Source organism: Pacificoceanicola algae (assembly GCF_049341065.1).
In the GTDB taxonomy this organism is placed as follows: domain Bacteria; phylum Pseudomonadota; class Alphaproteobacteria; order Rhodobacterales; family Rhodobacteraceae; genus Pacificoceanicola.
On the sequence record NZ_JBMPIX010000010.1, the window covers coordinates 19,322 to 45,808 of the forward strand.

The 26,487-nt window shown below is 59.8% G+C and carries 21 protein-coding genes; 19 read left to right on the forward strand and 2 right to left on the reverse strand.

Annotation, left to right across the window (positions count from 1 at the left end):
* The first annotated feature begins 35 nt into the window (after positions 1-35).
* From ligM to ACOYQJ_RS15275, 5 genes are all read left to right on the forward strand, one after another.
* Positions 36-1,436 carry a vanillate/3-O-methylgallate O-demethylase gene (ligM, locus tag ACOYQJ_RS15255; protein WP_422906899.1) on the forward strand — a complete coding sequence of 467 codons (1,401 nt, stop codon included), beginning with the start codon at positions 36-38 and terminating at the stop codon, positions 1,434-1,436.
* A gap of 139 nt (positions 1,437-1,575) precedes the next feature.
* The gene (locus ACOYQJ_RS15260; protein WP_422906900.1) at positions 1,576-2,565 is read left to right on the forward strand and encodes a TRAP transporter substrate-binding protein; all 990 of its coding nucleotides are present in this window, start codon (positions 1,576-1,578) and stop codon (positions 2,563-2,565) included.
* Complete coding sequence (locus ACOYQJ_RS15265) at positions 2,566-3,078, forward strand: TRAP transporter small permease (protein WP_422906901.1); 513 nt, start codon at positions 2,566-2,568, stop codon at positions 3,076-3,078.
* A complete protein-coding gene (locus ACOYQJ_RS15270) occupies positions 3,075-4,379 on the forward strand; it encodes a TRAP transporter large permease (RefSeq protein WP_422906902.1) in 1,305 nt (434 codons plus the stop codon). The genes ACOYQJ_RS15265 and ACOYQJ_RS15270 overlap by 4 nt, the downstream gene beginning before the upstream one ends.
* Positions 4,380-4,816: 437 nt before the next feature.
* Positions 4,817-4,999, forward strand: coding sequence for a hypothetical protein (locus tag ACOYQJ_RS15275; RefSeq protein ID WP_422906903.1), 183 nt, complete (start codon positions 4,817-4,819; stop codon positions 4,997-4,999).
* Positions 5,000-5,006: 7 nt separating this feature from the next.
* On the opposite strand, the gene ACOYQJ_RS15280 is transcribed toward ACOYQJ_RS15275, so the two are convergent.
* A complete protein-coding gene (locus ACOYQJ_RS15280) occupies positions 5,007-5,930 on the reverse strand; it encodes a heparin lyase I family protein (RefSeq protein ID WP_422906904.1) in 924 nt (307 codons plus the stop codon).
* A 350-nt stretch (positions 5,931-6,280) separates the two neighbouring features.
* On the opposite strand from ACOYQJ_RS15280, the gene ACOYQJ_RS15285 reads away from it, so the two are divergent.
* The 11 genes from ACOYQJ_RS15285 to ACOYQJ_RS15335 all read left to right on the forward strand — a co-directional run bounded on the left by ACOYQJ_RS15285 (position 6,281) and on the right by ACOYQJ_RS15335 (position 22,154).
* A complete protein-coding gene (locus ACOYQJ_RS15285) occupies positions 6,281-7,600 on the forward strand; it encodes a nucleotide sugar dehydrogenase (RefSeq protein ID WP_422906905.1) in 1,320 nt (439 codons plus the stop codon).
* Positions 7,601-7,604: 4 nt separating this feature from the next.
* Positions 7,605-9,092 (forward strand): glycosyltransferase, encoded by a 1,488-nt coding sequence (locus tag ACOYQJ_RS15290; protein ID WP_422906906.1) that lies wholly within the window; start codon positions 7,605-7,607, stop codon positions 9,090-9,092.
* A gap of 18 nt (positions 9,093-9,110) precedes the next feature.
* Entirely contained in the window at positions 9,111-10,310 is a 1,200-nt protein-coding gene (locus ACOYQJ_RS15295; RefSeq protein ID WP_422906907.1) for a hypothetical protein, read from the forward strand.
* Positions 10,311-10,333: 23 nt separating this feature from the next.
* Complete coding sequence (locus tag ACOYQJ_RS15300; protein ID WP_422906908.1) at positions 10,334-11,761, forward strand: mannose-1-phosphate guanylyltransferase; 1,428 nt, start codon at positions 10,334-10,336, stop codon at positions 11,759-11,761.
* A complete protein-coding gene (locus ACOYQJ_RS15305) occupies positions 11,754-13,316 on the forward strand; it encodes a right-handed parallel beta-helix repeat-containing protein (RefSeq protein ID WP_422906909.1) in 1,563 nt (520 codons plus the stop codon). The genes ACOYQJ_RS15300 and ACOYQJ_RS15305 overlap by 8 nt, the downstream gene beginning before the upstream one ends.
* Complete coding sequence (locus tag ACOYQJ_RS15310) at positions 13,313-14,065, forward strand: hypothetical protein (protein ID WP_422906910.1); 753 nt, start codon at positions 13,313-13,315, stop codon at positions 14,063-14,065. The genes ACOYQJ_RS15305 and ACOYQJ_RS15310 overlap by 4 nt, the downstream gene beginning before the upstream one ends.
* A gap of 38 nt (positions 14,066-14,103) precedes the next feature.
* The gene (locus ACOYQJ_RS15315; RefSeq protein ID WP_422906911.1) at positions 14,104-15,441 is read left to right on the forward strand and encodes an alginate O-acetyltransferase AlgX-related protein; all 1,338 of its coding nucleotides are present in this window, start codon (positions 14,104-14,106) and stop codon (positions 15,439-15,441) included.
* Positions 15,441-18,191 carry a tetratricopeptide repeat protein gene (locus ACOYQJ_RS15320; RefSeq protein ID WP_422906912.1) on the forward strand — a complete coding sequence of 917 codons (2,751 nt, stop codon included), beginning with the start codon at positions 15,441-15,443 and terminating at the stop codon, positions 18,189-18,191. The genes ACOYQJ_RS15315 and ACOYQJ_RS15320 overlap by 1 nt, the downstream gene beginning before the upstream one ends.
* A gap of 7 nt (positions 18,192-18,198) precedes the next feature.
* On the forward strand, positions 18,199-19,218 hold the full coding sequence (locus ACOYQJ_RS15325; protein ID WP_422906913.1) for an alginate lyase family protein: 1,020 nt from the start codon (positions 18,199-18,201) through the stop codon (positions 19,216-19,218).
* Between the two features lie 21 nt (positions 19,219-19,239).
* A complete protein-coding gene (locus tag ACOYQJ_RS15330; protein ID WP_422906914.1) occupies positions 19,240-19,800 on the forward strand; it encodes an NUDIX hydrolase in 561 nt (186 codons plus the stop codon).
* A 149-nt stretch (positions 19,801-19,949) separates the two neighbouring features.
* A complete protein-coding gene (locus ACOYQJ_RS15335) occupies positions 19,950-22,154 on the forward strand; it encodes an NADP-dependent isocitrate dehydrogenase (protein WP_422906915.1) in 2,205 nt (734 codons plus the stop codon).
* Between the two features lie 68 nt (positions 22,155-22,222).
* Here ACOYQJ_RS15335 and ACOYQJ_RS15340 read toward each other — a convergent pair whose 3' ends face one another.
* Entirely contained in the window at positions 22,223-23,320 is a 1,098-nt protein-coding gene (locus tag ACOYQJ_RS15340; RefSeq protein ID WP_422906916.1) for a tyrosine-type recombinase/integrase, read from the reverse strand.
* A 201-nt stretch (positions 23,321-23,521) separates the two neighbouring features.
* On the opposite strand from ACOYQJ_RS15340, the gene ACOYQJ_RS15345 reads away from it, so the two are divergent.
* From ACOYQJ_RS15345 to ACOYQJ_RS15355, 3 genes are all read left to right on the forward strand, one after another.
* Entirely contained in the window at positions 23,522-24,565 is a 1,044-nt protein-coding gene (locus tag ACOYQJ_RS15345; RefSeq protein ID WP_422906917.1) for a C4-dicarboxylate TRAP transporter substrate-binding protein, read from the forward strand.
* A gap of 66 nt (positions 24,566-24,631) precedes the next feature.
* Positions 24,632-25,141: a TRAP transporter small permease gene (locus ACOYQJ_RS15350; protein ID WP_422906918.1), complete on the forward strand. Its 510-nt coding sequence runs from the start codon at positions 24,632-24,634 to the stop codon at positions 25,139-25,141.
* Positions 25,141-26,478: a TRAP transporter large permease gene (locus ACOYQJ_RS15355; protein WP_422906919.1), complete on the forward strand. Its 1,338-nt coding sequence runs from the start codon at positions 25,141-25,143 to the stop codon at positions 26,476-26,478. The genes ACOYQJ_RS15350 and ACOYQJ_RS15355 overlap by 1 nt, the downstream gene beginning before the upstream one ends.
* Positions 26,479-26,487 lie beyond the last annotated feature (9 nt).

Sequence of the window (26,487 nt, forward strand, 5' to 3'; positions counted from 1 at the left end):
GTATGCAGCTTGAGATTCGCATGGGAGGACTAGCGATGAACCTTGATGAGAAAATTGCCGCCGCTGGTGGCGCGGTGCCGATGCTCCGCAACAGCAAGATCGGGATGTATGTTTATCCCGTCGTGACGCCGGAATTCACCAACTGGCGGGATGAGCAGGCGGCGTGGCGCAACGGCGCCGTGTTGTTCGACCAGTCGCACCACATGGACGAGCTGATCGTCGAAGGCCCGCAGGCGACCGAGTTCCTTGCCTATCACGGTATCAACTCGTTCTCGAATTTCGACCTGAACCGCGCCAAGCATTATGTGCCCGTCACGCCGAACGGTCACGTGATTGGCGACCACATCATTTTCCGCGAGCGCGAGGACAAGTACATCCTCGTGGGCCGCGCGCCGACCTCGAACTGGCTGCTGTTCTGCGCGTCTTGGGGTAAGTGGAATGTACGCATTCGCCACGATCCGCGGTCGCCGTCACGCCCCGAGGGCGAGCGCGTGCTGCGTGAACATTACCGGTTCCAGATCCAGGGCCCCGACGCCCCGGCGATCTTTGAAAAGATGAACGGCGGGCCGGTTCCGGATATCAAGTTCTTTCACGTCGACTGGATCAACATCGGCTCGAAAAAGGTACAGGCGCTGCGCCACGGCATGTCCGGCGCACCGGGGCTTGAGGTCTGGGGGCCGTACAAGGACAAAGACTATATCCACTCGACCATCATGCAGGCGGCCAAGGATGCCGGGGTCAATCTGGTCCAATGCGGCAGCCGTGCCTATTCGACGAACACGCTGGAATCCGGCTGGATCCCCAGCCCGCTGCCGGGCATTTATACCGGTGACGGCATGCTGGCAGACTACCGCCAGTGGCTGAGCGATGAGCAGTACGAAGCTGCTGGCGCGATCGGCGGCAGCTTTGTCAGCGAAAACATCGAAGACTACTACGTCAACCCGTTCGAGCTGGGTTATGATTTCTACATCGGCTGGAAGAAAGACGATTTCGTCGGCAAGGCGGCCTTGCAGAAGATCAAGGAAGAGGGCGCCAAGCGCAAGAAGGTGACCTTTGAGTGGAACCGCGAAGACGTGCTGAAAGTCATCGGCAGCGCCTTTGAGCAGGGCACGCCTTACAAGTGGATCGACTTCCCGCAGCCGAACTATGCCTCGTCTTCGGCGGATATGGTCATGCAGGGCGACAAGATGGTCGGCATGAGCATGTTCAACGGCTATAGCTGGAACGAACGCTGCGTGCTCAGCCTTGGGGTCGTCAGCAATGATGTTCAGGTCGGTGACGTTCTGACCATGAAATGGGGCGAGCCGGACGACACCCAGAAGACCAGCACCGAAAAGCACCAGCAAACCGAGATCCGCGTGCGTGTGTCGCCAACTCCTTATGCCGCCGAAGCGCGTGAAAACTACGCTGACAGCTGGCGCAGCAAGGGCAGCTAAGTCGCTGTGCCAGCGCGGGGGATTAGCAAAAACCAATACCCGCGCTGGCATTTCTATTGGACGAACCAAGCGTCCGACATAAGATCGCTTCAGAATGGGGGGCGAACAAAGTCCCCCCGATCAGTCTGGGAGGACAACCATGTTTCACTTTACCCCTGTAAAGCGCTTTGCCGCCGCGCTGGCAGCCACGACCGTGCTTGCTGCGCCTGCAATCGCCGAAGAGCTGAAGTTCGCCAACTTCACGCCGCCTTTCCACACCATCAACGCCAGCGTTATCGAGAAGATGAATGCCGACCTGTCTGCCGCCACTGGGGGCGAACTGACCGTCCGCGGCTATCATGGCGGCGAACTGGGCGCTGGTCCGGTCGAACAATATGTGCGCGTTGTGCAGGGCGTAGCAGATCTGGGCTGGGGCCTGCCGGGCTATACTTCGTCGCAATTCGGCAAGACGATGATCGCGGAACTGCCCAATGCCATCCCGCTGGACAAGCCGGGTTATGAGGCGCTGTGGGAGGCCTTCGATGAGATCAAGGGCGAATTCCCCGGCACTAAGCCGATTGCGCTGTGGACCTCTGAGCCGAATATCTTCATCATGAAGGATCATGATATTCGCAAGCCCGAAGATCTGGCGGGTCTGAAGATCCGTGTCGCAGGCTCGACCGCCGCGCAGGTGGCCGAAGCGATGGGGGCCACCCCTGTCCAGATGCCGATCAACCAAGTCTACAACGCACTTCAGACGGGCCTGATCGACGGGGTGATTACCGGCGCTTCCACCCTTTCGGACTTTAAATTGGACGAAGTGGCCAACAGCTACAGCCTTGGCGCGAACCTTGGCCGGTTGGTGTTTTACACGGTGATGACCGGCACGAAGTACGATAGCATGTCGGATGAAATGAAGTCTGCCATCGACGGTGTGTCGGGTATGGAACTGTCGAAATCGGCAGAAATGGCATGGAATGCCACCGCCGATGCGGCGATTGAGGCGGCACGAGTCGCTGGCGACAACACAGTGATCGACCTCAGCGCCGACGAAATCGCCGGTTTTGAGACGGCTGTGGCGGATGTCGTCAACGGCTATGTCGCCGAGGTCGGCGGCGAGGCAGCTTTGGCTGCGATGCGGGGCGAATAAGTGCTGCACACAATGCGCAATGTGGCGGACAGGCTGATTGGCCTGTCCGCTTTTTTCGGCACGCTTGGCCTGATCGTCGAAGTGGTCGTGATCCTGATCGACGTGATCGGGCGCGCCTTTGGCCATCCGATGTTCGGCTCTCAGGACTTGATCATGATGACCATGGTCATTCTGGTCTTTGGCGGTATGGCGCTGTGTGATCGGCAAGGCGGACATATCGCCGTTGACCTACTTGAGCGACGTTATCCGCGCGTCATGAACCGCGCCATCGACATCCTCTCGGCGCTGCTGGGGACCGTGATCTTTGTTTTTGTCGCATGGGCGGTTTTCGACAGCGCCAAGCTGAGCCAGATGCTTAATCTTTCGACAAATCTTTTGCGCCTGCCAAAGGCATGGTTTCAGTGGGGATTGTGCGTACTGTCGCTGATCACCGCCTTCGGAATGCTGCTGCGGGCAATCGAGCTTACGCTCTCGGGCCGCGACGTCCGCCACGAATTGGAGTCAAAACAATGACCGCAGGTGCCATCGGCGGTGTTGGGATCGCGGTTCTTCTGATCCTGTTGATCCTGCGTATTCCCGTGGCCTTCGCCATGTTCCTTGTTGGCTTTATTGGCATCTGGAGCCTGAATGGCTGGAATGCGGCGATGGGCTTGCTGGCTTCTGAAAGCTTCACCTTGGCGTCCAGCTCGGAACTGGTGATCGTGCCGTTGTTCATTCTGATGGGCAATGTCGCCACCCACACCGGGATGAGCCGCCAGCTTTACGACGCGGCCTATGCGGTGATCGGGCATATCCGTGGCGGGCTGGCCAGTGCCACGGTGATTGGCTGCGGCGGCTTTGCGGCGCTGTCTGGCTCCTCGGTCGCCTCGGCTTTGACCATGGGTAAGGTGTCCCTGGGCGAGATGGACCGCTATAAATATGACCCGCGCCTGTCGACTGGGGTGGTGGCTGCCGGTGGCACGCTGGGCATTCTGATCCCGCCGTCGACCGGTTTTGTGATTTACGCCATTCTGACCGAGCAGAGCATTGGACGTCTGTTCCTTGCCGGTGTCCTGCCGGGCCTTTTGCTGCTGAGCGCTTTTATCGCAACCATCACCTTTCTCTGCTGGATCAAGCCCGAGTTTGGCCCCGCTGGCCCGGCAACCAGTTTTGCCGAAAAGCGGCGGGCGATGGTGGGCGCCTTGCCGATCCTGACCGTGATCCTTTTGACCATTGGCGGCATCTACGGCGGGCTGTTTTCCCCGGTCGAAGCCGCTGGGGTCGGGGCCGGGCTGGTGATCCTTTATGGCTTGGTGACGCGCTCTTTGGATCTGCGAGCCTTTTGGAACGCGGCGCGTGACAGCATCGTGACCACGGCGACGGTCATGCTGATCCTCATCGCGGCGCATATGATCAACCCTTTCCTTGCCCTGTCCCATATCCCGACGCTGGTGGGCGAAGGGTTGGCTGCGCTGGATGCCGGAGTGATCGGAACACTGGTGGTGATCCTTTTTGTTTACCTTGTACTGGGTTGCTTTCTGGAAGGGTTCGCCATGCTGGTGTTGACCCTGCCGATCTTTTTCCCGGTCATTATGGATCTGGGGATCGATCCGATCTGGTTTGGCGTGCTGGTGGTTTTGACACTTGAGATGGGGCTGATATCGCCGCCGGTGGGGATCAACGTCTTTATCGTGAAATCCGTGGCCCCCAAGGTGCCACTGGGCCAGATCTTTCGCGGAGTGCTGCCGTTCTGGGGGGCCATGGTTGTGACGCTGGCCATACTGATCGCCTTCCCTCAAATCTCGTTGATCCTGCCGAACACGATGTTCAACTGATCCAGGCCATCTTGTCAGGTATGTAAGGGGCGCATGATGCGCCCCTTATTGCGTTTTGGCGTCGCCACGTTTTAACCATGATTCGGGGTCGATTAACCAAGCTCTGGCTTGCATGGGGAAACAGTTTTCTCGGGACCTTACCGCTGTCCCGATGTGCGCAACAGAAAAGTCCGAAAAATGCCAAATTTGCGCCTCAATTCGCTTTTTCTGCCACTTTTCCGCCTTGAATGATATTGCTCGAACTCGGGAACGGGGGCAAAAAGAAACGGAGTGAAACGATGGTGTTTCTTCTTGCTATGATCGCACTTGCAACTTTGGACCGCGTGGTTCTGGCAAGGGTTTTTGACGGCAGCTGATCTGCACAGCTGCCTTTTTAGACCGGGTTAAGGTTTGACCCATAACATCCATCTGATCGCCCCGAACCAGGAGCTGCCCCTATGAGAACCGAGATCCACAAGATCGCGAAAACAAGCCATTCCGTCATCACCATGGCCGAAGACGCCGTGATGAAGATTATTCCCAAAGACGGGCGCTTTGCTGGCAAGGCCGATTTTTATTGTGACAACAGCGCACTGGTGGTCAGCTATCCTGACGGCACCTCGGTCACGCTCGCCCTCTGAGGCGGCGCTAGTCTACGGCGGGTGCGCCCGCCGCTTCGCGCCAGCGGGTGTCCACATCCTCGCGCGATTTCCCAACGCGGAATTCATCGTAGTAGACGACCAAAGTCGGCTTGGGCCTTGCCCCATGCGCGTCGTTCCAGCGGGTGGTATAGCTGGAAAAGACGCCGCGCCGATGGCCGGGCTGGGTGCCCTCAAGCAGGCTCTTGGGTGAGACGATGGGGCCCTTGTAGTCGCACTTGAGTTCTCCGTTCACCCAGACGCGCAAATACCCGTCTGGCTGGTTCGAAAAATTCGTCTGCATCACCAGATCGACCCAGCGCCGTCTGTTCTCTGCCATGTCGAACAACCGGCAAACATAGCCGTCGTTTTCACCTTCACCCCAATCAAAGGTGCGGCGCATATCCTCAAGCTGAATGACCACGTCGCCCTGCGCGCGTTCAGGTCCGGCGCATATGGCGGGGCGGCAGGTGGTCCAGTTGCCTTCATCTTTGCCAAGCTGGATCAGCCGGATCACGGGATTGGCGTCGCCGCCCATGGTCCATTGCCCAAAGACCAGCCGAAGCGAGTCGTCGCGGGCGAAACCTGGTATGCTGGAGTTGTAAAAGCTCCAGCCATACCACGTATCCTCCCCGACCTTGGCGAGGCTGCTGTCGTCGGTCATGCGGATCTCGGCGCGGTAACGCGGATTGCCGCAATCGCTGCCGCCGCAATCGCCGGTGCGCAATTCAAACCGTTCCGAGCGATCGCCGCTGCGGACCGGCGCGCCGGCTTGGGCAAGGGCGTAGCGGAAGTTATGCGGCGCCGGGCTGAACAGACGTTCATAGCCGCGGACGGGTGTAAAAAGGTCGTCTGATTGGCGGTTCAGGCCGGGGATCACCTCAAGACAACCCGCCAGAAACAAGGAGAGAAATAGCACAGTTTGCCTTGCCATTCGCATAGCTCGTTACCTTGCATGAATCCGCCTATATCCTGATCAGAAACTATAGTGTTCTAAGAAATTTGGTGCAATTGGCGTGGCTTTCCCGAAGCACGAATGATCGGCGCATAAGGTGGCCTGTTTTCTAAGATTTTGGCGAAAAAGAGAAATTTTGTTGCGCTGTCGGGCGGATGGGTGCGTGCCTGACGTTGGGGAATCTGTGGAAAACTGTAACAAGTTGGGCACAATCCCAAAAAAGTTAACGGCAAATTTCCGCCGTTCTTGCTGGATTCAAGAAGAGCCGCATACTGGCCACAATAAAAAAGCACTGCGTTAGACAGTGTTAACTTTATGAGGCAGAAAAAATGGCAAGGATCAGTGTCTTCGGCATTGGTTACGTCGGTGTTGTATCGGCTGCGTGTCTTGCGCAGGACGGTCATGACGTAATCGCGGTCGATGTCGACCAGGGCAAAATCGACGCAATCAACGCAGGAATGTCCCCCATCGTCGAGGAAGGGATCGATGATCTCGTCCGGGAAATGGTGGCCAGTGGCAAACTGCGCGCAACCATTGATTTCGCCAAGGCAATCCACGAAACGGACCTGTCGTTCGTCTGTGTCGGCACACCTTCTGCGCCGGATGGCTCGGTTGGCCTGTCCTATGTGACCAGCGTTTGCGAAACCATCGGCAAGGCGCTGGCAGACAAGGACGCCTACCACTCGGTTGTCATCCGCTCGACCATCGTGCCGGGCAGCACCGAAACCTCCTGCATCCCGGTTCTGGAACAGACCTCGGGCAAAGTGGCGGGCAAGGATTTCGGCGTCGGCTACTACCCTGAGTTCCTGCGCGAAAGCACGGCGATTGCCGACAGCTATGACCCCGGACTGGTGGTTTTTGGCTTTATGGACGTCAAGACCGGCGAGATTTTGGCCGAGTTGAACAAGGACATGCCTTGTCCGGTGAACAAGGTCGATATCCGCACCGCCGAGATGGTGAAATACACCTCGAATACCTGGCGTGCGGTCAAAGTGACCTTTGCCAACGAGATCGGCAATATCGCCAAGTCCTGCGGCATCGACGGTCAGACTGTGATGGAGATCCTGTGCTCCGATAAAAAGGCCGCCATGTCGCCCTATTTCATGCGCCCCGGCTTTGCCTTTGGCGGATCGTGCCTGCCAAAGGATGTGCGCGCGCTGCGTCACCTGGCAGCCCAGAACGACACGCCCTCGCATCTGCTGAACGCGGTTCTTGAGGCGAACGAGGCGCAGATCGCCAAGGCCGAAAAAATGGTCGAGAAAAGCGGCGCCAAGCGCGTCGGATTTGTCGGGATCAGCTTTAAACCCGGGACCGATGACCTTCGGGAAAGCCCGCTTGTGTCCTTGGCCGCGCGTCTGATCGGCAAGGGTATCGAGGTGGATATCTACGATCCCTTCGTCAAAGAGGCCTATGACAGCGGCACCCCCGGCGCCGGGCGCGGCAACGAAAGCGTGCCAAACCTTCAAGGCCGTCTTGTCGGCGATCTCGACAAGCTGATCAATGACAGTGGCGCGGTTCTGGTGGGCAACTACTACAACGAAACCGTGGACAAGCTGAAGGCCGCGGCCAAGACGCGCACCGTGGTCGACCTGACCCGCCTGCATCGCGACATGGTCACGGATGACAAATACGAAGGCATCTGCTGGTAAGCCGATGTCCGCGAAATTGGTCCTCACCCATCTCGCCTATTACTCGGTCATCTATCTTTTGGTGTCCGTGGTCCCCCAGGGATTCCTGGGGGAATTGCACAACGCGTCCAACGCGGTGTTCATTGTCGGCTTTTTGGGCATCTGGCGGTACAGCTGGGCGTTGACCAACTTTTCGCGGGCCATCTATTTCCGCCGGATCGCCTATCCGGTCTGGAAGCGCCGCCACAATCGGCGCTTCTGGGCAAGCAAGGTCAAATCGCACTGCTACTTCATGGTCACCACCTACATGGTGGATAATGATGTCACCATCATGGTCTACCGTCGTCTGTTCGAGGCAGCCGCGAAGGCCCGCGACGGTGCGACGATTGTTGTCTCAGCCGTGGATGGCAAAGACGTGCGGTTGATCCGTCAGCTGTACGAAAGCTCGAAATTCGACATGAGCAATGTCGAATTGATCATCGACCGCATCAAATCCAGCGGCAAGCGCGACGCCATGGAAAAGGCACTGCGCATTCTGGCTGACAAAGCCCCGACCAAAGACGACATCATGGTCTTTGTCGACGGGGACACGGTCGTGCCGCGCGATATCTGGGCACAGGCCGCGCCGTTTTTCTCGGATCCGCGCATGGGCGCGCTGACCACCGACGAAGCGGCGATCATCGACAAGCAGAACCTGTTCAAGGACTGGTTCACCCTGCGTTTCAATCAGCGTCAGGTGATGATGTGCTCGATGGGGTTGGGCAACCGGGTTCTGACGCTGACCGGCCGCATGTCGGTTTTCCGCGCGTCGCTGGCGACCAATCCCGGCTTCATCAAAGGCGTCGGATTTGACTATCTCGACCACTGGCGCCTTGGCCGCGTGAACTTTCTGACGGGTGACGACAAATCGACGTGGTATTGGCTGCTTCGCAATGGCTATCAGATGGCCTATATGCCCGACGTCCAGTCGCAATCCGCCGAAGGCCAGCCGCGCGATACATTCTATGACAGTGCCAAGACGCTTATGGTGCGTTGGTTTGGCAACATGATGCGCACCAACGGCCGCGCCCTTCGGGAAAGCCCGCGCAAGATTGGCTTTTTCACATGGTGGTCGATCCTTGATCAGCGGGTGTCCATGTGGACCACGCTTGTCGGGCCGATCTCGGTTCTTGTGGCGGCGATCACGATCACTCCGACGGTGATCCCGCTGTATATCGCCTGGGTTATGGTGACCCGCTACATGTTCTGCATCATCATCGCGCTGTTCAACGGGCAGTGGTTCCCTATCACGCATCCGCCGATCTTGTACTTCGGCCAGATTGCGGGCGCGATCATCAAGACTTTTGTACTTTTCCGCCTCGACAAACAGAAATGGACCCGACAGGGCAGCGGCGGTGCGGGCACCGCTTTGTCGCTGTTTGATCGTGTGAAGGCATGGGAATCCTTTGCCCATCATGCGCTGGCCCTGTCATGGCTCACCGTAGCCATCATGTTTCTGAATACGGTCGAATAGGCATGACGAGGTAATACGATGGCAAATGACATCTTCAGACCCGACCCGAACACCGACCCTGAAATGATCGGAGAACCGGTTGGTGGTGCTGACCTCAGTATTCCGCAGGCCTTCGTTCAGCCCAGCGTGAGCGTGCTGTATGACATCGGCGCGGTCAGCGGCGGCACGGCCCAGGCCGAGGAACCCGTCACCACGTCCGAGCGGAAAAAGCTGCCACTCGACTTTGGTTATGACGATGAACACCCGCTGTTGAAGCTGCCCTTTGCTCTGACGGTTCAGGGCCAGCGCTACACCGGCGACAGTGTTTCGCTGATGCAGATCCACGCCGAGGCAGACGAGGGCGGGCCGCTTGGCGTCGGCTCCAGGCATATCGCGATCCTGCATTTCACCTTTGAGAATTTTTCGGTGACCCTGCACCCGCAGGTGACAGTTCTGAGCGAAGCCGACGATGGCACGACGGTCTTCCAGTTTACCGACCCGACGGGCGATCATCTGCCTCAGCTGCGCTATATCCTGAACAGCTTTATCGCGGGGGATTTCGTCACCATCGACGGCATGGTCAGCTACACCGGCCCGATCGAACCGAAAAAGCCCAAGGGCGAGGCCGGCGCGCAATCCATCAAGGATCGTATTCGTTCGATCGCAGTGGCGGCGATGTCAGGGCTGTTGATCGTGTTGGCAGCCTTCGTGTTGTTCAAGCGCTATACCACAGCCTACGAAATGCACCCGATTTTCGTCGAGCGCGCCGGTCAGATGATGCGCGCCACTGCTGCCGGACAGATCTCGTATCTCAATCCAACAGCGGCAAAAGGAGAGGTGCTTTATTCTATTAACGCCAATACTGGCGACGTGTTGAACTTCAAGATGCCATGTGATTGCCAAGCTGTTGTTCCGCAAGGAATTTCAGAAGGCGCAACTGTTCTTCAAACAGACTTAATTCTGACAATTTTCGTTAATAGTTCTGAAGTCAGAGCACAGACTCTGATGAGCATAGAAGGGCTTAACAGGGCGATGAACGGAGACATGGTTCACATGGATCTGAACGACGGGCGCAGTATCCCTGTCCGCGTCGCCCCAAGCGAAGCGACCACCGCGGCAAGCATGCGCGGCGATCTCTTCGTGCCAGTCGATCTCGTGACAGAAGAAGGTGTTCTAACAACGGAGGATATCGGCAAATCCGCAAAACTGCGGTTGTCGAAAAGCCTGTTCGGGCTTTGAGATTGAAACGAGAGGCATCTGCCATGACCACGATCTACCCATTGATCATCTGCGGCGGCAAAGGCACCCGTCTGTGGCCCCTGTCACGGACCCAAAGCCCCAAGCAGTTCCAAAAGATCAGCGGTCCTGACTCGATGACCTTTTTCCAGGTGGCCGTGCAGCGGCATCGCGGGGCGGTCTATCAGGATCCGGTCATTGTGACAGGCGTCACACATCGCGGCACTGTGGTCAAACAGCTGCGCGAAATCCAGTCCGGCGCACAGATCATCTGCGAGCCGATGGGTCGCAACACCGGCCCGGCCGTTCTGGCCGCCGCCCATGCCATTTCCCGCAAGGATCCGAATGCGATCTTTGTTGTCGTACCTGCCGATCACATCATCGAAGGCCCGCTGACCGAAACCATCGAAGCCTGCATTCCCGCGGCGCAGGCCGGCCACATCATCACATTCGGCATCCCGCCGCGCTATGCGGAAACCGGCTTTGGCTACATCACCGATGCTGGCCCGATGGAAGGCTTCAGCACCATTCGCCGCGTCGGCGGTTTTGTCGAAAAGCCGCCAGAGGCCGAAGCTCAGGCGCTGATCGACAGCAAATCGGCTTACTGGGCCTCTGGCCTGTCGATGTTCTCGGCCAAGACGATCATTTCGGAATACGCCAAGTTCGACCCCAGAACGGCAGCCTATGTCGCGGATTCGGTGGAGTTCGGCTCGGACACGCCCGAAGCGCTGTATCTGAACGAGGCCGATTTCGCAGAGGCGGCGTCGGAGCCGACCGAAGGCGTCGTGTTCGAAAAGACCGACCGCATCGCACTGGCGCCGCTGGACGTGTCGTGGGACGATGTTGGAAGCTGGCTGGCGATGTATAATATCTCGCCGCAGGACAGTAACGGCAACGTTTTGCAGGGCGACGTGATCGCGCTGGACGCGATGAACACCATGGTGCGCGCTGACAGCCGCTTGGTCAGCATCGTAGGACTGACCGATATTATCGTGATCGACACCCCTGATGCGCTTTTGGTCGCCCGGATGGACGAAACCCAAAACGTCAAGAAGGTGGTCGAACAGTTGAAGGCCAGCCGCCGCACCGAGACCGAGGTCCATGCCGAGGCGACGCCCGCCATGGTTCCGTTCGAAAAGCAGAGAGAACTGGCAAAGCTGGTGGAATCCGACAAATTCCAGCTTGGTACCGCCGAGATCGAAGTTGGCCGCACGGTCATCATGGATCGCGGTCCGCGCAATCGGCAGGTCATCGTGGTGCAGGGCACCGTGCATGCCTCGGGGCCGGGTTGGAGCAAAACGACCACCGAAGGCGGCCGCATTTATGCCGATGAGAACGGCCAGGTGCGGATCGTTAACAGCGGCGACGACAAGGCCGAGCTTTTGTTCGTGACGCTTGAAAAACTGGATGTAGGCGCGATGCCCATGCCCATGCCGATGGCAAGCAATGGTTAGCGGCGCGGCGCAGAAACTGATTGCGGCGTTCCTCGCCGCCTTTGTATTCTGCGCCAGCTTGCTGGTGCCCGGCCCCGTGCGGGCCGCGCCCGACCTTGCTTTGATCCAATTGAACGACCGGTTGACCGAACTCTCAAAACTGTTGAATTTTGATGCTGCAGCGCGCGGACTGCCCTTGGCACAATTGCTTGTGCGGACAGGGCTGAGCGGTCTGACGGATGAGCTTCCACTGCCCGGCAGTCAGGCAGCAAATGTTGCGCCTGTCATCACGCCTCGCCCGATCGCCGCAGCCATAGCCAATGTCGAAACCTTTCGTACCGCATTGGCGTTGCTGACGCAGGTGCACGGCGGTCAGGACAATCTTGACGTCTTGCTGGCCCATCCCGAAGGCCAAACCGACGCGCTGACATTTCGATCCGGCGAAGTGACGCTGGATTTGATCCGGCAAAGCCTGCGCGATCTGGGCCTGCAATCGGATATGCGCCCGGGTCAGGACATCCTGCGCGTTCCGGTCATCTTGTGGGAAGACACCATACTGCGCCTCGGCCCGCACGATCGGCTGCAACTAAGCCGAACGGACGGCGCCTTTGTCATCAGCTTTGGCAGGGTCGAGATTGACCGGTCTCATATCGCCGCGACCGGTGGAGCTAATGCCAGCAGCAAGGACTTTGTTCCCTTTGTCACGGTCGCCGGTGGCGGGTCTGCCTTTGTGCAGGGTGCGACCTTTGACGGCCTTGGGTTTGGCAATACGCCCAAATTTTCCGGTCTGTCGGTGATTGCACATCCTCTGATGCCGCCCACAGGCGCGACGCGCATCATGGACAGCCATTTCGAAAACCTCGTCACGGTGTCGATCACCGGAAGCGACGGCAGCGTGCTGGTCGGCAACCGTTTTTACAACATGCGCAACAACGCATTGCTGTTGTCGACGGCCACCAAGGCGCAGGTGCAGGGCAATCTGTTCTTTGGCGATGGTCCAACCAATGCGGTACGCGTGCTTGCCGGGTCTGACGACGCGGTGGTCAAAGGCAACGTACTGCTTGAGGGCGATCGCTCGGGCATTCTGGTGCAGGGTCAAAGCAATCGCGTCGAGGTCAGCGGCAATATCATCTGGCGGCGCAGCGGTGGCGCGATCAAGCTGTCCCGCACACGCTGCGGCGTGGTCCGACACAACGTCATTCTGAACAGCCGTCAAAAGGGCATCGACATTCGCGCAAGCGATGACACGACCATCCACGCCAATACCATCAGCGGCAGCCGCAGCGCAGGCATCTGGGTGTCCGCTCAGCCGCAAGAGGCCGTGACCTTTGTCACCGGCAATATCCTGCGCGGCAATGATGCCGGTTTGTCCACCGCGACGGGGGCCAAGCTGCTTCTGGCAGGCAATGATTTCTCCAATCAGTTTCCGCGCCTCATCGACGGCGACATCACCTTGCAGAACCAGGCTATCGTAAAGGACCTTTCAGGCAAGGTGCCGATGTTGATGACCGCCTCCGAGACCGTGTCGCCGTCGTCGCTGGCGGCCCCGGATTGCAGTGAATGGGGGCGGAAATGATGTTTCGGACGATCTTGTTGGTAGCGGGTCTATTGGCCTCGGTCGGGCAGGCGCAAACCATCCCCTTGCCGTTTTCCGACGAACTTGAGACGCGGCAGATCAGTGTCACGGTCACGCCCGGCCGCCACAGCATGCGCGGATTGCCAAGCGATTTGATCAAGGCGCGCCAGCAGATGCACGCCAAGCAGGACGTGTCCGACGACAATCTGCGCCGCCTGGCTGACTACGGTGATGGCCTTGCCGCGCAGATTTTCGTGCGCCGTCTGATTGCGCAGGGCATGGCAGAAGAGCGTGCCTCGGATCTGGCCTACTACAGTGCCGTGGCGGTTGGGGCGGGACGGGTCTGGACCTTGCCGGATATGGTCGATGCGATGAAGCGCCTTGACCCCAAGACCGAACCGCGCGAACGCATTCGCAAGTACATTCAGGTGCTCTACCCCCACGCTTGGGCGGGAAACACGCTCGCGTTGGACGCGGTGGTGGAATTCAACGGCAAGGACAAGCTGTTCGGCGCGCTGAGCGACAGCACCCGCGACAAGATCCTCGCGCAGGGACAGGAAAACGCTGACGGCAAGGTCGAGCTACGGATGGCCATAGCGATCCTCGAACGGGTCGAGCTGAGCCTTCCCGAACGGCAAGAGGCACGAAATCTACTGGACCGGGCGCGCAAATCGACTCATCTGGGGGTCATGACCACGGCCGAGAACCTGATAGCGATGATGGACAGGAAATACGCCGCAGACGGGTAGCGGTTCAAAGCGAGTGGCAGGGTAGCGGGGGCTGACCTATGGCAGGCACAAGGACAAACACAGGCAAGAGCAGGGCCGCGGCGCTGGTCGCATCCGTGTGCCTTTGCCTTGCCTTTGGCGCGCCGGCAGGGGCGCAATCCTCGGGCTTTGGCTGTACGGGGCTCGATACCTCGGACGCCTTGCCCAGTGTCGAGGGCGAGGGCGGCATGTTCTATCGCATCGACCCCGATCTGATGATGGCGCATGGCCTGACAGATGGAAATGTCTCGGCGCTGAAGGAATTCTCACAAGCACTGGCGTCGCAAGGTACGACGCTGATCTACCTGCCAATACCAACCAAGGCACTGGGCCAGCCGTGGCAGTTGCCGCGTATGGCCGGGTATCTGGGCTATGATCAGGATGTGGCCGCAACCGTCTATGGCGAAAGTCTCGACCAGCTTGAGGGAGCCGGGGTTCGTGCCGTGGATGCCCGCGCCGCACTGGCCGCCGCATCGAAGGTGGCGCCTGCATTCTTCGGCACCGATCCGCGCCTGACTGCCCATGGTGCGCGTGCGCTGGCCCGAAGCGTTGCCGCCGAAATTGAGGCGACCCCGGGGTTTGTCGCATTGCCCAAAGACCAGTTTCAAACTTCGGCCGGGCCGAAGATCAAGTTGCCCTCGGCGATGCGGTTTGATCTGCAAGAGCACTGCCAATCTCCCCTGCCGTACCCCGAGACATCGACGATCGTGATGGCATTGGGCAAGGCGCCGGGATTGCTGTTCGACGGTGCCGAGGCGGGTGCTCAGATCGCTCTCGTTGGCACGGAATTGACGGGCGAACCCGTGACCGGTTTTGCAGCGCAATTGCAGGAACTGACAGGTCTGAGGGTGGCGCAATACAGCGTTTACGGTGGCGGCGCCTTTGCCGCCATCTCATCGTATCTGACATCCGCGAGTTTTCGTGACAAGCGCCCTGCCTATCTGGTCTGGGAACATCCTATCTGGACCCAGCTTGCCGCCCATGGCGATCAGCCCATGCGCGAATTGATCGCCGCAGCCGGACCTGAATGCGCCATTGCCCTGCCAATGGATTTCGACACAAAGGCAAATGTTCTGCGCGCCGAGATTTCCACGCTGGATCAGGCGCGTCCGCATACGCTGCTGCTCGACACCGACGGGGCGCAGGCAAACAGCGCCAAGTTCAGTTTCATGGATGCCAACGGGCTGCGCCGGACGCGCACGATCTATCGGCAGGTCGACCAGCTTTTGACCGGGCGCTTCTACATGCCCATGTCCGGGCTATGGCCAGAGGGCGCTTATAATGTCGAGATCACGCTGGACGCCGCCCTGGGATCGGCCCCGCGTCTGTTTGCCTGCCGTAAAGCCGAGGTGAATTGATGCGCCGTTTTGTCTTTGCTGCACTCGCCGCCCTGAGCCTGCCGCTGATCGCTGCTGCAGATCCCTTGCCCATCGAGTTTCTGCCGCCGAATATCGCGCCACGTGATCTGTGCAATGCGCCGGACGTCGGCACAGGTGATATCACCACCGAACAGGGTACAGGTGATCTGGAACTGACCGACGCCTTGCGTCTGGACTTTATCGAACGCGATATCCGCCGCCTTCAACGCGAAGATGCCGACCGCTGGTTTGATTTTATCGATGCACTGATCTCGTGGCAGGCGCGGCTGGACCCTGACTATGCTGGCGTCGAGGAAGGCTTTGACCGTATCACCTTGCATCTGCGGGCACGCCGCATGGATGCGCTCAGAGCGCGGAATTTGATCCCGCAGTTGCGGGCCCGCACCGCCGAGATGACCAATAACCAGCGGCTGACGCTGGCACGGTATTACGAGGACGGCGTAGGCGTCCCGGTGGATCTGGGCTTTGCACAGGAAATGGTGCGCGAAGCGGCCTTTGGCGGAAACGCCCGCGCGCTGACCCAGATCGCCCGGATGCAGCTGCGCGGGGAGTTGCTGGAAGGCTGGGATGCTCCGCTTGATCTGACGATCACCATGGCCTTTGGCGGCATGCTGGGCGAGCTGACCCCGGGCGTGTGCCAACGCGCCGAGCGGATCGCGCAGGAATATCTCAAAGGCGATCTGGTGGTCGCTAACCCGGACATTGCCCAGGCATGGCGCCGGTTCGCCGCCGACATGGGCGGGGCGGAGGCCGCCTGGCGCGTGGTTGAATACCATCTGAACGCCGATGGCGCGCGCAAGGACATCGAAGAAATGCGCCACTATCTTGAGCGCGCCCGCGATCTGGGCGTGGCGCCGGATGCGCGGCAGACCAGCCAGCTATTGGCCAGCGGCATGATCTCGGCAGAAGATCTCGAAAAGATCCTTGGCTTCAACCATGATCAGGATCGCAGGCGCGTGCAGCGCAGCCTGATCCCCTATCTTGAACTGGGCCTGAAGGTTAACGGCCTTGTGGTGAACCAAGACAGCCTGCGTCTGCAATACCTGCGCGAACTGGCGCTGATGCCCGAAGCGCCGGGGTTTGTCTTTACCGACCTTGCCAGGGAACTAATCGAACGTATTGGCCGATGGAAGGCTGAGCCCGAGGCGCTGGATCTGTTGGAAGAGGCCGTGCGCCGCGGCGACGAGCATGGCATGCAGATGCTGGCGGAAATGCTGATCCGCTACCGCGATGATCCGGTGCAATTGAACCGGGCCGAGAACCTGCTGCTGGAAACCGTGTCGCGTTATGGCATGGCTTCGTCGATGAAAAAGCTCGAAACCCTGTACCGATGTCAGGTCAACGACGCTCCACGTCTGCACGAGGCCAGCCTCTGGGCGTCGAACTATCTAGCCACGGGTGATGCACCGGTCGACGTCAGCGCGGGCGATGCCCTGACGCTGAGCCCCTTCCGGTCGCCCGAGCGTCTGGCACGCATCCAAACCCATGCCCTTCAGGGCGGAACGCAGGCGCGGGCTGAACTGGGCCAACAGCTGCAATCCAATCCGTTGACCTCTGAAAAGGCTCTGCGCATCTGGAGTGAGAGGATCAGCCGCTCGGACAAATCGCTCGAAGCCTTTGGCCGGATGGAGCTTGATCTTGCTCAATCGCCCGCCGAATGGGATCTGGCGATCGAGTTTTTCCGCCGGGTTTACCTGAACAACGGTGTGACCAGCGCGCTGGATCTGTCGGTTGCCCTGATGGAGGATGCAGCGCGCGATCCCGAGATCGCCAAGGAAATCCTGCATCTTTTGACCATGGCAGGCATTCGGGGCGAGGGCGCGTCGATCCGGCTTAAATCCCGGCTAATGGCCGAAAGAACGAGTCCGGAGGAGTATATGGTCAGCGCGGCGCGGGTCTATGAAGAATTCCGCGACGTGATTGAGGACCGGGGCGATTTCCTTGCGCTGATGTTTGCGATCCCCTTTCTTCCCGAAGACAAGGTGGATGATTACATCGACCGGGCCGTGTCATTGATGAATTGCGGCAACAAGGATGCCGACGAACTCAGCGATGCCTATGCACTGCGCTTTGACCCGAAAATGACCTACCACTGGCGCCGGGTGATCCTGCATTTCGAAGGTGGGCATTTGTTGTCCAAGCTGCGTCTGTCGAATGAGCAGGTGGATTTCTTTGACAAGGGCGCAACGCCCAGCGCCGCCGAAATTGTCGACCGCGCACGTAACGAAGGCGATCCGGCTGGTGATCTGCGCCTTTATCAGTTGACGGCCAACCCCGATCTGCCCTCGTTCGATCCCAAGATCGCGTCCGAACAGCTGTTGGCGATGCTGGACAGTGCCAAAGGAACGGATTTGATCCCGGTTCTGCGCAGTTATCGCACCGCGCACAAGGCCATCAAGCAGGCGGTCACCGCAGCCCGCGACATGGAAGAGGTTTTCCGTTGGGCCGCTGAGGCGGGCGATGCAGAGGCGCGTTTCGAATATGCCATGCTGCTTAGGGGAAAGGCATTGGACAGCGCGGATCTGGCTCAGGTTGCCCATTGGTTGCAATTGGCGGCTGAGGGTGGTCAAGATGAAGCTATGGTCGAACTGGGCTTTGCGCTTGGTTTCGGCCTTGGGGTGCCGCGCGATGCAGAGGCGGCGCTTGACTGGTTGCGCCGTGCCGAGGCCGCCAGCAACCCACGCGCCGCTGAACTGGCGCAGCTGCTAAGTGCCACCGTTGACCCTTAGGGATAACATGTCCTCCAGATTGCCGATTTTGACTGCTGGCCTTGCTGTCGCCGCCCAAATGGGGCTGGCGCAGGATGGTGGTTCCTGTGCCCCCGCGCCCGAGCCAGTGCTGAGCCTGTCGTTCGAAAGCCGCTACAAAGGCAGCGGCGAGGCTCGCGCCACTCTGAACGAAGAGACCGAGGCCGAAGCCGAAGCCGCGCTCAAGCCGCTTGATGATTTCATCCGCGATCTGTCCAGCGCGTTGGGCGCGATGCTGGAAAAGCCTGGTAACCAGCGCCGAAGCGACGCCAATTGCCTGATTGGCCAGATGGCTGAATGGGCGCGGGCCGATGCGCTTTCGGATCAAGGCTCGGAGACCACGCGCCTGACCATCGCTGCCCGTCTGGCCGCGTTTGGGATCATCGCAGGCAAGGCCTTGCCACATACCACCGATTACGCCGCTTTGGATGAAATCCGCGGTTGGTTGACCCGCCGCATGACCGAGCAGACCCTGTTTTGGGAAGAGGCGCCATCAGGTGCGGCTTCGGGCAATTTGCGCGCCTGGGCGGGGCTGGCGGCAGCGGCCACCTCGGCGCTGACCGGCGATGTCGTGATGCGCAGTTGGGCGACGTGGTCGACGGCCTATGTGCTGTGTTCTGCCAACGACGACGGTAGCCTGCCGCAGGAAATGACTCGCGGAAAATACGCGCTGCATTACCAATTGCACGCATTGGCCCCCTTGGTCACGGCGGTCTTGATCCTTGAACGGCAGGGCGTGTCCTTGATGGATCAATGCGGCAGGGCGCTGGACCGAGCGGCAGGTTTTGCCCTGTCCGATCTGGAAAGCGGCGCCAAGACCGAAGCCATCACGGGCCAGGTTCAAAGCTTTTTTGATGGCACCGCCACGCTGGAGGATTACCAGTTGGCTTGGCTCGAGCCTTATCTGGTACTGCGCAGCGACTCCAGGGCTGAGCAATTGGCGCGCGATCGCCGCCCGTTGTCTTTTTCCAAACTGGGCGGCAATCAGACCCTGCTTTGGAAGCCGTGAGCCAGGCCGAGAGGGTGTGCAATGGATCACTGGAAAGTTCTTGACCGGACGACAGTCTTTGAAGCGCCGCCCTATCTGAGTGTCTCCAAGCAGCGGATTGCCTTGCCGGACGGACGCGAGATCGAAGATTTCTATCAGATCCACCTGCGCCCCTTTGCCATCGTGGTTCCGGTTCTGGACGACGGGCGAATACTGACGACTCGGCAATACAAACACGGCCCCGGACGCGTTTGCCTGAACTTTCCGGGCGGCTTCGTCGAGGACCATGAAACCCCGCAGCAGGGAGCTGCGCGCGAGATGTTGGAAGAAACCGGCTATGAAGCGCGCCACTGGTTGTCGCTGGGCGAATATGTGGACAATGGCAATCAACTGGGCTGTCGCGGCAGCTATTTCGTCGCGACCGGCTGCCGCAAGGTGCAGGATCCAGACGGGCAAGATCACGAAGAGATGCGCGAAGAGCTGCACAGCCCCGAGGCGCTGGACCAGATGCTTTGGTCCGGAGAATTTGCGACCACACATGCCGCGGCGGCCTGGGCTTTTGCCCGTCTCGCCATGGCGCAGGGCAAGCTGTCACACCCCTGAGCGCATTGGCGCGTCACAACAGGGCTGGATTTTCGGTATCCCATTGCATACAAGCGCGACGATATGCGCAGCGTGCAGGCCAAGCCAATGCTGGAAATGGGCCTCGCGTTGGACTATGGCAGGCGTAGCTTATGAAAGGATTGGAACAGATGTCTGATCAGAAAACCCCCGATATTATCTATACCAAAGTCGACGAAGCGCCGGAGCTGGCCTCGGCCTCCTTCCTGCCGATCATTCAGTCCTTCGCCAGCGCTGCAGGCGTCAGCGTCGGCACCAAGGACATCAGTCTTGCAGGCCGCATCCTTGCCACCTTTCCCGAATTTCTGACCGAAGCGCAGCGCCAGTCGGACGATCTGGCCGAGCTGGGCCAACTGGTCAAACAACCCGAAGCCAACGTGATCAAGCTGCCGAATATCTCGGCTTCGGTGCCGCAGCTTGTGGCGGCTGTCAAAGAGCTTCAGAGCCAAGGCTATGCGCTGCCCGACTACCCCGAAGAGCCCGCGACTGACGAAGAAAAAGCCGTGCGCGCCAAGTATGACGGGATCAAGGGGTCGGCCGTGAACCCAGTTCTGCGTGAAGGCAACAGCGACCGCCGTGCGGCCAAGGCCGTCAAGGCCTATGCCCAGAACAACCCGCATCGCATGGGCGAGTGGACCGCAGACAGCAAGACCCGCGTTGCCGCGATGGACGGCGGCGATTTCTTCTCGAACGAGAAGAGCGCGACACTGGCCAAGGAAGCCACCGCCAAGATCGTGCTGGAAACTGCAGACGGCGAAACCGTTCTGAAAGAGGGCATCACCTATCCCGCGGGCACCGTGGTTGACGCGACCTTCATGTCTGCTCGTGCGCTGGATGCCTTCCTTGCCGATGAGATTGCCAAGACCAAAGCCGAAGGCACGCTGTTTTCGCTGCACATGAAGGCAACGATGATGAAGGTCAGCGACCCGATCATCTTTGGTCATGCGGTCAAGGCTTTCCTTGCTCCGGTCTTTGAAAAATACGGCGATCAGCTGGATGCGCTGGGCGTGAACCCGAATTCGGGCCTTGGCGATCTGCTGGCCCGCGTGGACGGCAATGCCGAGATCAAGGCAGAGATCGAAAAGGTCATGGTCGAACGTCCGCCGATGTATATGGTGAACTCGGACAAGGGCATCACCAACCTTCACGTGCCGTCAGATGTGATCATCGACGCCTCGATGCCTGCGCTGATCCGCGCTGGTGGCAAGGGCTGGGGCCCGGATGGGAAAGAGGCGGACACCAACTGCGTGATCCCTGACAATTCCTATGCGCCGGTTTATGACGAGACGATCAAGTACTTCAAAGAGACGGGCAAACTGGACCCGGCGACCGCTGGCACCGTGCAGAACGTCGGCCTGATGGCGCAAAAGGCGGAGGAGTACGGCTCGCACCCGACCACCTTCGAAATCCCGGCAAATGGCACCGTCAAGATGATCCTCGACGATGGCACCGTGCTGCATGCGCATGACGTCGAAGCAGGTGACATCTGGCGCTCGGCCTCGGCCCGCAAGGCCCCAATCGAAGACTGGGTGCAGCTGGCGATTGACCGTCAAAAGGCCGAAGGCTGCGAAGCGATCTTCTGGCTGGACGAAAACCGCGCCCATGACGCCGAGCTGATCAAATACGTCAAGCCGATCTTGGAGGCCAAAGGTGTTTCGGACAAGTTCCAGATCATGGCGCCGCGCGAAGCGACGCGTGCCTCGTTTGAAACGATCCGCCAGGGCAAGACGTCTATCGCGATTACCGGCAACGTGCTGCGCGACTACCTGACCGACCTGTTCCCGATCCTCGAACTGGCGACCTCGGCCAAGATGCTGTCGATCGTCAAACTTATGAATGGTGGCGGCTTGTTCGAAACCGGCGCGGGCGGTTCGGCCCCCAAGCACGTTCAGCAGTTGATGGAAGAAAACCACCTGCGTTGGGACAGCCTTGGCGAGTTCTGCGCGCTGGGTGAAAGCCTTCAGTTCCTGGCCGATGCCAAGGGCAACGAAAAGGCTCGGGTTCTGGGCAAGGCGGTGGATGCCGCGACGCAAGGCATTCTGGATCACAACCACTCGCCCTCACGCAAGGTGGGTGAGCCGGACAACCGCGACAGCCATTACTGGTTCGCCCGCTACTGGGCCGAAGCCTTGGCCGCGCAGTCGGACGACGCTGATCTGGCGGCACATTTCGCCCCCATCGCCAAGGGTTTGGCCGAAGGCGAAGCGGCGATTGTCGGGGAACTGGCCGCAGGTCAGGGCAAAGCGGTTGATCTGGGCGGTTACTACCACGGCGACGCGGCCAAGACCGCAGCCGTGATGCGCCCCAGCGCCACGATGAACGCGATCATTGGCTGACAGGCGCTGATCTGAAAAACAAACCCCGCCATGCGGAAACGCTGGCGGGGTTTTTGTTGCGCGGGCGCTTAAAGCCCGGCGGCTTTGGTCAGGTTGACGCGGAACCTGTCGCGGCGACGTTGGTAGCGGCGTGTCATCTCGGCCGAAGCGTGGCCAAGGTGCTTCTGGACGTGGCGCTCGTCGACTTCGGCGCTGGAGGCGAGACCAGCCCGCAGGGAATGGCCGGAAAACAGCGCCAGTCGTTCCGCCTCGGGCAGATCGCTGCGAATGCCCGCGTCCAGCACGGTGCGCTTGATCAAACGGGCAACATGTTTGTCGGAAAGCCGGGCACCAGTTGCCTTGCGATCATCCCGGGTGACTCGCTGAAACACCGGGCCAAAGTCTATTTTGGCATAGCTCATCCATTCTTCGAGCGCATGTATCGGACAGGTTTGAGCGCTCGATCCGCGGCCAATTTCGACCTCGCGCCACCCGGTCTTGGCGTTCAGCGTCAGAACGGCGCCTTGATCCATGATCTCGATCCAGCCACCGCCGTCCGGGGTGTCGTCACGCGCGACGTCGAGGCTGACAATCTCGGAGCGCCGCAAGCCGCCTGCATAGCCGACCAGCAGAATGGCGCGGTCCCGTAAATCGCGAAGGCCATAGGACAGCGTTGCGACCATTTTGAGGATATCCTCTCCCAGGATGGCTGCTTTTTGCATCGGGGGCCGGGCGTGTTTGCGCCGGATGCCTGCAAGAACCGTTGCGATATGGCGGTCTTTGCGATCAAGCACAAAGCCGCGCTGCTGATATTGCCAGGCAAGGCCGGAAAGACGTCGTTCAATGGTTGAAACCGACAGGGCAGCGGCCGTGTCGTCCGGTGCGGCGCAGTCGGCAATATACAATCCAATCAGCTCCGGACTTGGAGGCAGGGCGTTCGCACCACGCTTGCGGCACCAGCTCGAGAAGTGCTTCCAGTCCTTTGTATAGGCTTTGTTGGTGTTCTCGGACGTGGCTTGGTGGGCATAGCCGCGGGCGGTATCGACCAACCGATCCAATGCGCCTGACCCGGCCACCGATTTCGGGACGTTGATGGCCTCACGACCAGTGGCGCCGCTCTCGCTGTTCTCGTCGAGTTGAGGGCGGTTTGATGGTTCGGCTAAAGATTTGCGGCGGTCATTCGACATGCGGCCGAGTGTATGTCCAGCCGTAAAAAACGCAACCTTATTGGACGTAATTGGGTCGGATGGCGGCCGCTGCGCCTCCTGTCTTTTCTTTGAAATCATAAGTGTCATGCATCGTCACAGAATGGGGGGTTGCAAACACTGGCCGAGTCAGGCTCAATAAGTGGAATACTATTCTGCATAGTAGAATTGGGAGGAGAGACCATGACGAAATTTCTGAAAGGTGCGCTTGTTGGCGCCATGATGTTCGGGGCCAGCGCGGCCTCGGCGCAATCGTTGTTTTTGGGCGAGGCGGGCCCGAACCGCGGCGCGCGCGCAGCTTCGATGAACTGGTTCGCCGATGAGGCGTCCAAACTGACGGACGGCAAGCTGTCGCTGGACATTCAGTGGGGTGGCGCGCTGTTCAAGGCCGGTGCTGCGCTTAGCGGGATCGCCGACGGCGTGGCCGATCTGGGCACGATCATCGCTGTCTATTTCCCGCAGGAGATGGTTGCCTACGGTATCGCCGATCTGCCGCTGAAAAACGACGATGCATGGGTTGGCATGAAGGCGACCGATGCGCTGATGCGCAGCAACGCAGCGATCCAGCAGAACCTTGCGGACATGAACCTTGTCTACATCGGCACCTTCACGACCTCGGCAGTCCACATCGGCTGCAAAGGCACTGCGATCCGCTCGGTCGAGGATATCAAGGGGCTCAAGGTACGCGGTGTCGGCGCCTACGGTGAAACCTTCAAAGACTTGGGCGCGAACATGGTGCCGATGTCGGTTTATGACGCCTATCAGGGGTTGGACAGCGGGTTGCTGGATTGCTCGCAGGGGTATTCCTACGCCACCGCCGCACTGAAGCAATTCGAAGTAATCGACAGCTATACCCTGTTGAACTGGGGCCAGGTGGGCGCGCTTGGCATTTTCATGAACAAGGATGCGTTCGACGGTCTGGATGCTGCCTCACAAGAGGCGCTTATGACCGCAGGCGCGGGCCTGCCCGATGAGCTGGGCCGCCTGATCACGGCCGACAACGATAAAGCGATCCAAACCATGAAGGACGCGGGCGTCGAGGTGATCGAACTGCCCGCTGAAGATCGGGCGAAGCTGGTCGACGGCGGCGCGAAATACGTTGGCGCATGGATCGAACGTGCCAATGGCGTCGGTCTGGATGGCCAAGCGCTGCTAGACGAATATCAGGGCCTGCTTGCGCAATACGAGCAAGAGCGTGACACCAAGGGTTATCCCTGGACCCGCTGATCCTGAAATGGCTGGCTCGGACGCGCTCTGGGCTGGCCACCTCATAGCACCATCTAGGGGGTTCCCATGCTTAGCCGTATCGAGCGACTGCTCGTCGACCTGTCCGTGATTTCGGTTCTCGGCCTTGGCCTGCTGATCACGCTGACCGTCCTGCTGCGCGCCCTGTTCAATTCGGGCGTGCCGGATACCACTGTGATGGTGGCCGAGCTGATGGTCGCCGCCGTGATCCTGCCACTTGCTGCCACCACGGCCGGACGGGCCCATATCGCGGTTGAGTTCGTGTCAAACCGCCTGCCGGGACGGGTGGCGGACGGGCTGATCGTGTTCGGTTCGATCTTTGGACTTCTGGCGCTGGCGCCCCTGATCTGGGCGGGTTGGCGCGAGGCGATCCATACATTCGAGGCGGGGTCGTTCTTTTTCGGGCAGTTGCACCTGCCAAAATGGCCGGGCCGGGTGATCTTTCTGGTCGGCGTCAGCTTTTGCTGGCTGCGCCTCCTGATCATGGTGGTTCAGGACATTCGCGTTCTTCGCGCCGGAGGCCGCCTGAACACCGACCCGCATGAGGAGGCCGCCTGATGGATGGCACTACCGTTGGCCTTGTGGCCTTTGCGAGCCTCATCGTCCTGCTGGGCCTGCGGGTGCCCATCGCCTTTGCCCTTGCAGGCGTGGCGACGTTGGGAACCTTTGCGATCTTCGCATTTCGAACTGGCACCTTCATGCCAGAGCGCGCGATCCGCCCGACCTCATCCATGGTGTTCTCAAACAGTTTCGATCTGATCCACAGCTATGACCTGTCGATGATCCCGCTGTTCGTGGCGCTTGGGCATATCGCCTACAAGGCCGAGATCACGACCCGAATCTATCACGCTGCCCGCGTCTGGCTGGCACGGGTGCCGGGCGGCGTGGCCATGGCCAGCGTCGTGGGCTGCGGCGGCTTTTCGGCGATCACCGGATCGTCCATCGCCTGCGCCTCGACCATGGGCCGCATCTGTTCGCCCGAGATGCTGCGCATGGGGTATGACAAACGCCTTGCCACGGCATCCGTCGCCGCAGGTGGGACACTGGGCAGCCTGATCCCGCCCTCAGTTCTTTTCATCATCTACGGAATCTTCACTGAAACCTCGATTTCTGCGCTTTTCCTTGCTGGGGTTCTTCCGGGGATTTTGTCCCTGCTGGGTTTCTTGCTGGTGATCTGGATCTGGGTGCGGCGCGACCCTGCCGCCGCCCCGGCCTATACCGGCACGATCACCGGCCACGACCGCCTGAACGCGGCGCGTGATGCATGGCCCGCCGTTCTGCTGTTCGTGATCATCGTCGGCGGCATCTATGGCGGCATCTTCACAGCGACCGAAGCTGCAGCGATCTCGGTCTCCGTCACGCTGGTCATTGGCTTCATGCAGCGCAAGCTGACCATCGCCGAGGTGATCGACGCGCTGCGCGAAACCGTGATCCAGACCACCTCGATCTTTATCATCGCGGCAGGGGCGAAAATATTTGTCGCCTTCATCGCGCTGACGGGCGTGGCGGGCGATATCGTGGGTTGGGTGCAGGATGCGAACCTGTCGGTCATTGTCCTGATGCTGGCGATTGCCGCGATCTACCTTTTGCTTGGCATGTTCCTCGATCCGATCGGGATCATGGTGCTGACCCTGCCGCTGTTGGTGCCGCTCGTCGAAGGCTATGGGCTGAACCTGATCTGGTTCGGCGTGGTCGTGATCAAACTGCTTGAGATTGGCCTGATCACCCCGCCGGTGGGGCTGAACGTCTTTGTCATCGGGTCTGTCGTGGGCAAAGAAGTCCCGATTGACCGAATCTTTTCCGGGATCGTGCGCTTTTTGGCGGTGGACGTGGTCGTGCTGGCCATCATCATGGGGTTCCCGATCCTGTCCCTGTTGATCCCGAATTCGATGTAAGAGCCGATC

What these genes read in the sequence shown, in the direction of transcription:
- ACOYQJ_RS15355 (WP_422906919.1), top strand. Translation starts at nt 25,141, where the DNA reads ATGGATGGCACTACCGTTGGCCTTGTGGCCTTTGCGAGCCTCATCGTC.
- ACOYQJ_RS15330 (WP_422906914.1), top strand. Translation starts at nt 19,240, where the DNA reads ATGGATCACTGGAAAGTTCTTGACCGGACGACAGTCTTTGAAGCGCCG.
- ACOYQJ_RS15335 (WP_422906915.1), top strand. Translation starts at nt 19,950, where the DNA reads ATGTCTGATCAGAAAACCCCCGATATTATCTATACCAAAGTCGACGAA.
- ACOYQJ_RS15260 (WP_422906900.1), top strand. Translation starts at nt 1,576, where the DNA reads ATGTTTCACTTTACCCCTGTAAAGCGCTTTGCCGCCGCGCTGGCAGCC.
- ACOYQJ_RS15300 (WP_422906908.1), top strand. Translation starts at nt 10,334, where the DNA reads ATGACCACGATCTACCCATTGATCATCTGCGGCGGCAAAGGCACCCGT.
- ACOYQJ_RS15270 (WP_422906902.1), top strand. Translation starts at nt 3,075, where the DNA reads ATGACCGCAGGTGCCATCGGCGGTGTTGGGATCGCGGTTCTTCTGATC.
- ACOYQJ_RS15340 (WP_422906916.1), bottom strand. Translation starts at nt 23,320, where the DNA reads ATGTCGAATGACCGCCGCAAATCTTTAGCCGAACCATCAAACCGCCCT.
- ACOYQJ_RS15310 (WP_422906910.1), top strand. Translation starts at nt 13,313, where the DNA reads ATGATGTTTCGGACGATCTTGTTGGTAGCGGGTCTATTGGCCTCGGTC.
- ACOYQJ_RS15315 (WP_422906911.1), top strand. Translation starts at nt 14,104, where the DNA reads ATGGCAGGCACAAGGACAAACACAGGCAAGAGCAGGGCCGCGGCGCTG.
- ACOYQJ_RS15290 (WP_422906906.1), top strand. Translation starts at nt 7,605, where the DNA reads ATGTCCGCGAAATTGGTCCTCACCCATCTCGCCTATTACTCGGTCATC.
- ACOYQJ_RS15280 (WP_422906904.1), bottom strand. Translation starts at nt 5,930, where the DNA reads ATGGCAAGGCAAACTGTGCTATTTCTCTCCTTGTTTCTGGCGGGTTGT.
- ACOYQJ_RS15275 (WP_422906903.1), top strand. Translation starts at nt 4,817, where the DNA reads ATGAGAACCGAGATCCACAAGATCGCGAAAACAAGCCATTCCGTCATC.
- ACOYQJ_RS15345 (WP_422906917.1), top strand. Translation starts at nt 23,522, where the DNA reads ATGACGAAATTTCTGAAAGGTGCGCTTGTTGGCGCCATGATGTTCGGG.
- ACOYQJ_RS15320 (WP_422906912.1), top strand. Translation starts at nt 15,441, where the DNA reads ATGCGCCGTTTTGTCTTTGCTGCACTCGCCGCCCTGAGCCTGCCGCTG.
- ACOYQJ_RS15325 (WP_422906913.1), top strand. Translation starts at nt 18,199, where the DNA reads ATGTCCTCCAGATTGCCGATTTTGACTGCTGGCCTTGCTGTCGCCGCC.
- ACOYQJ_RS15295 (WP_422906907.1), top strand. Translation starts at nt 9,111, where the DNA reads ATGGCAAATGACATCTTCAGACCCGACCCGAACACCGACCCTGAAATG.
- ligM (WP_422906899.1), top strand. Translation starts at nt 36, where the DNA reads ATGAACCTTGATGAGAAAATTGCCGCCGCTGGTGGCGCGGTGCCGATG.
- ACOYQJ_RS15285 (WP_422906905.1), top strand. Translation starts at nt 6,281, where the DNA reads ATGGCAAGGATCAGTGTCTTCGGCATTGGTTACGTCGGTGTTGTATCG.
- ACOYQJ_RS15350 (WP_422906918.1), top strand. Translation starts at nt 24,632, where the DNA reads ATGCTTAGCCGTATCGAGCGACTGCTCGTCGACCTGTCCGTGATTTCG.
- ACOYQJ_RS15305 (WP_422906909.1), top strand. Translation starts at nt 11,754, where the DNA reads ATGGTTAGCGGCGCGGCGCAGAAACTGATTGCGGCGTTCCTCGCCGCC.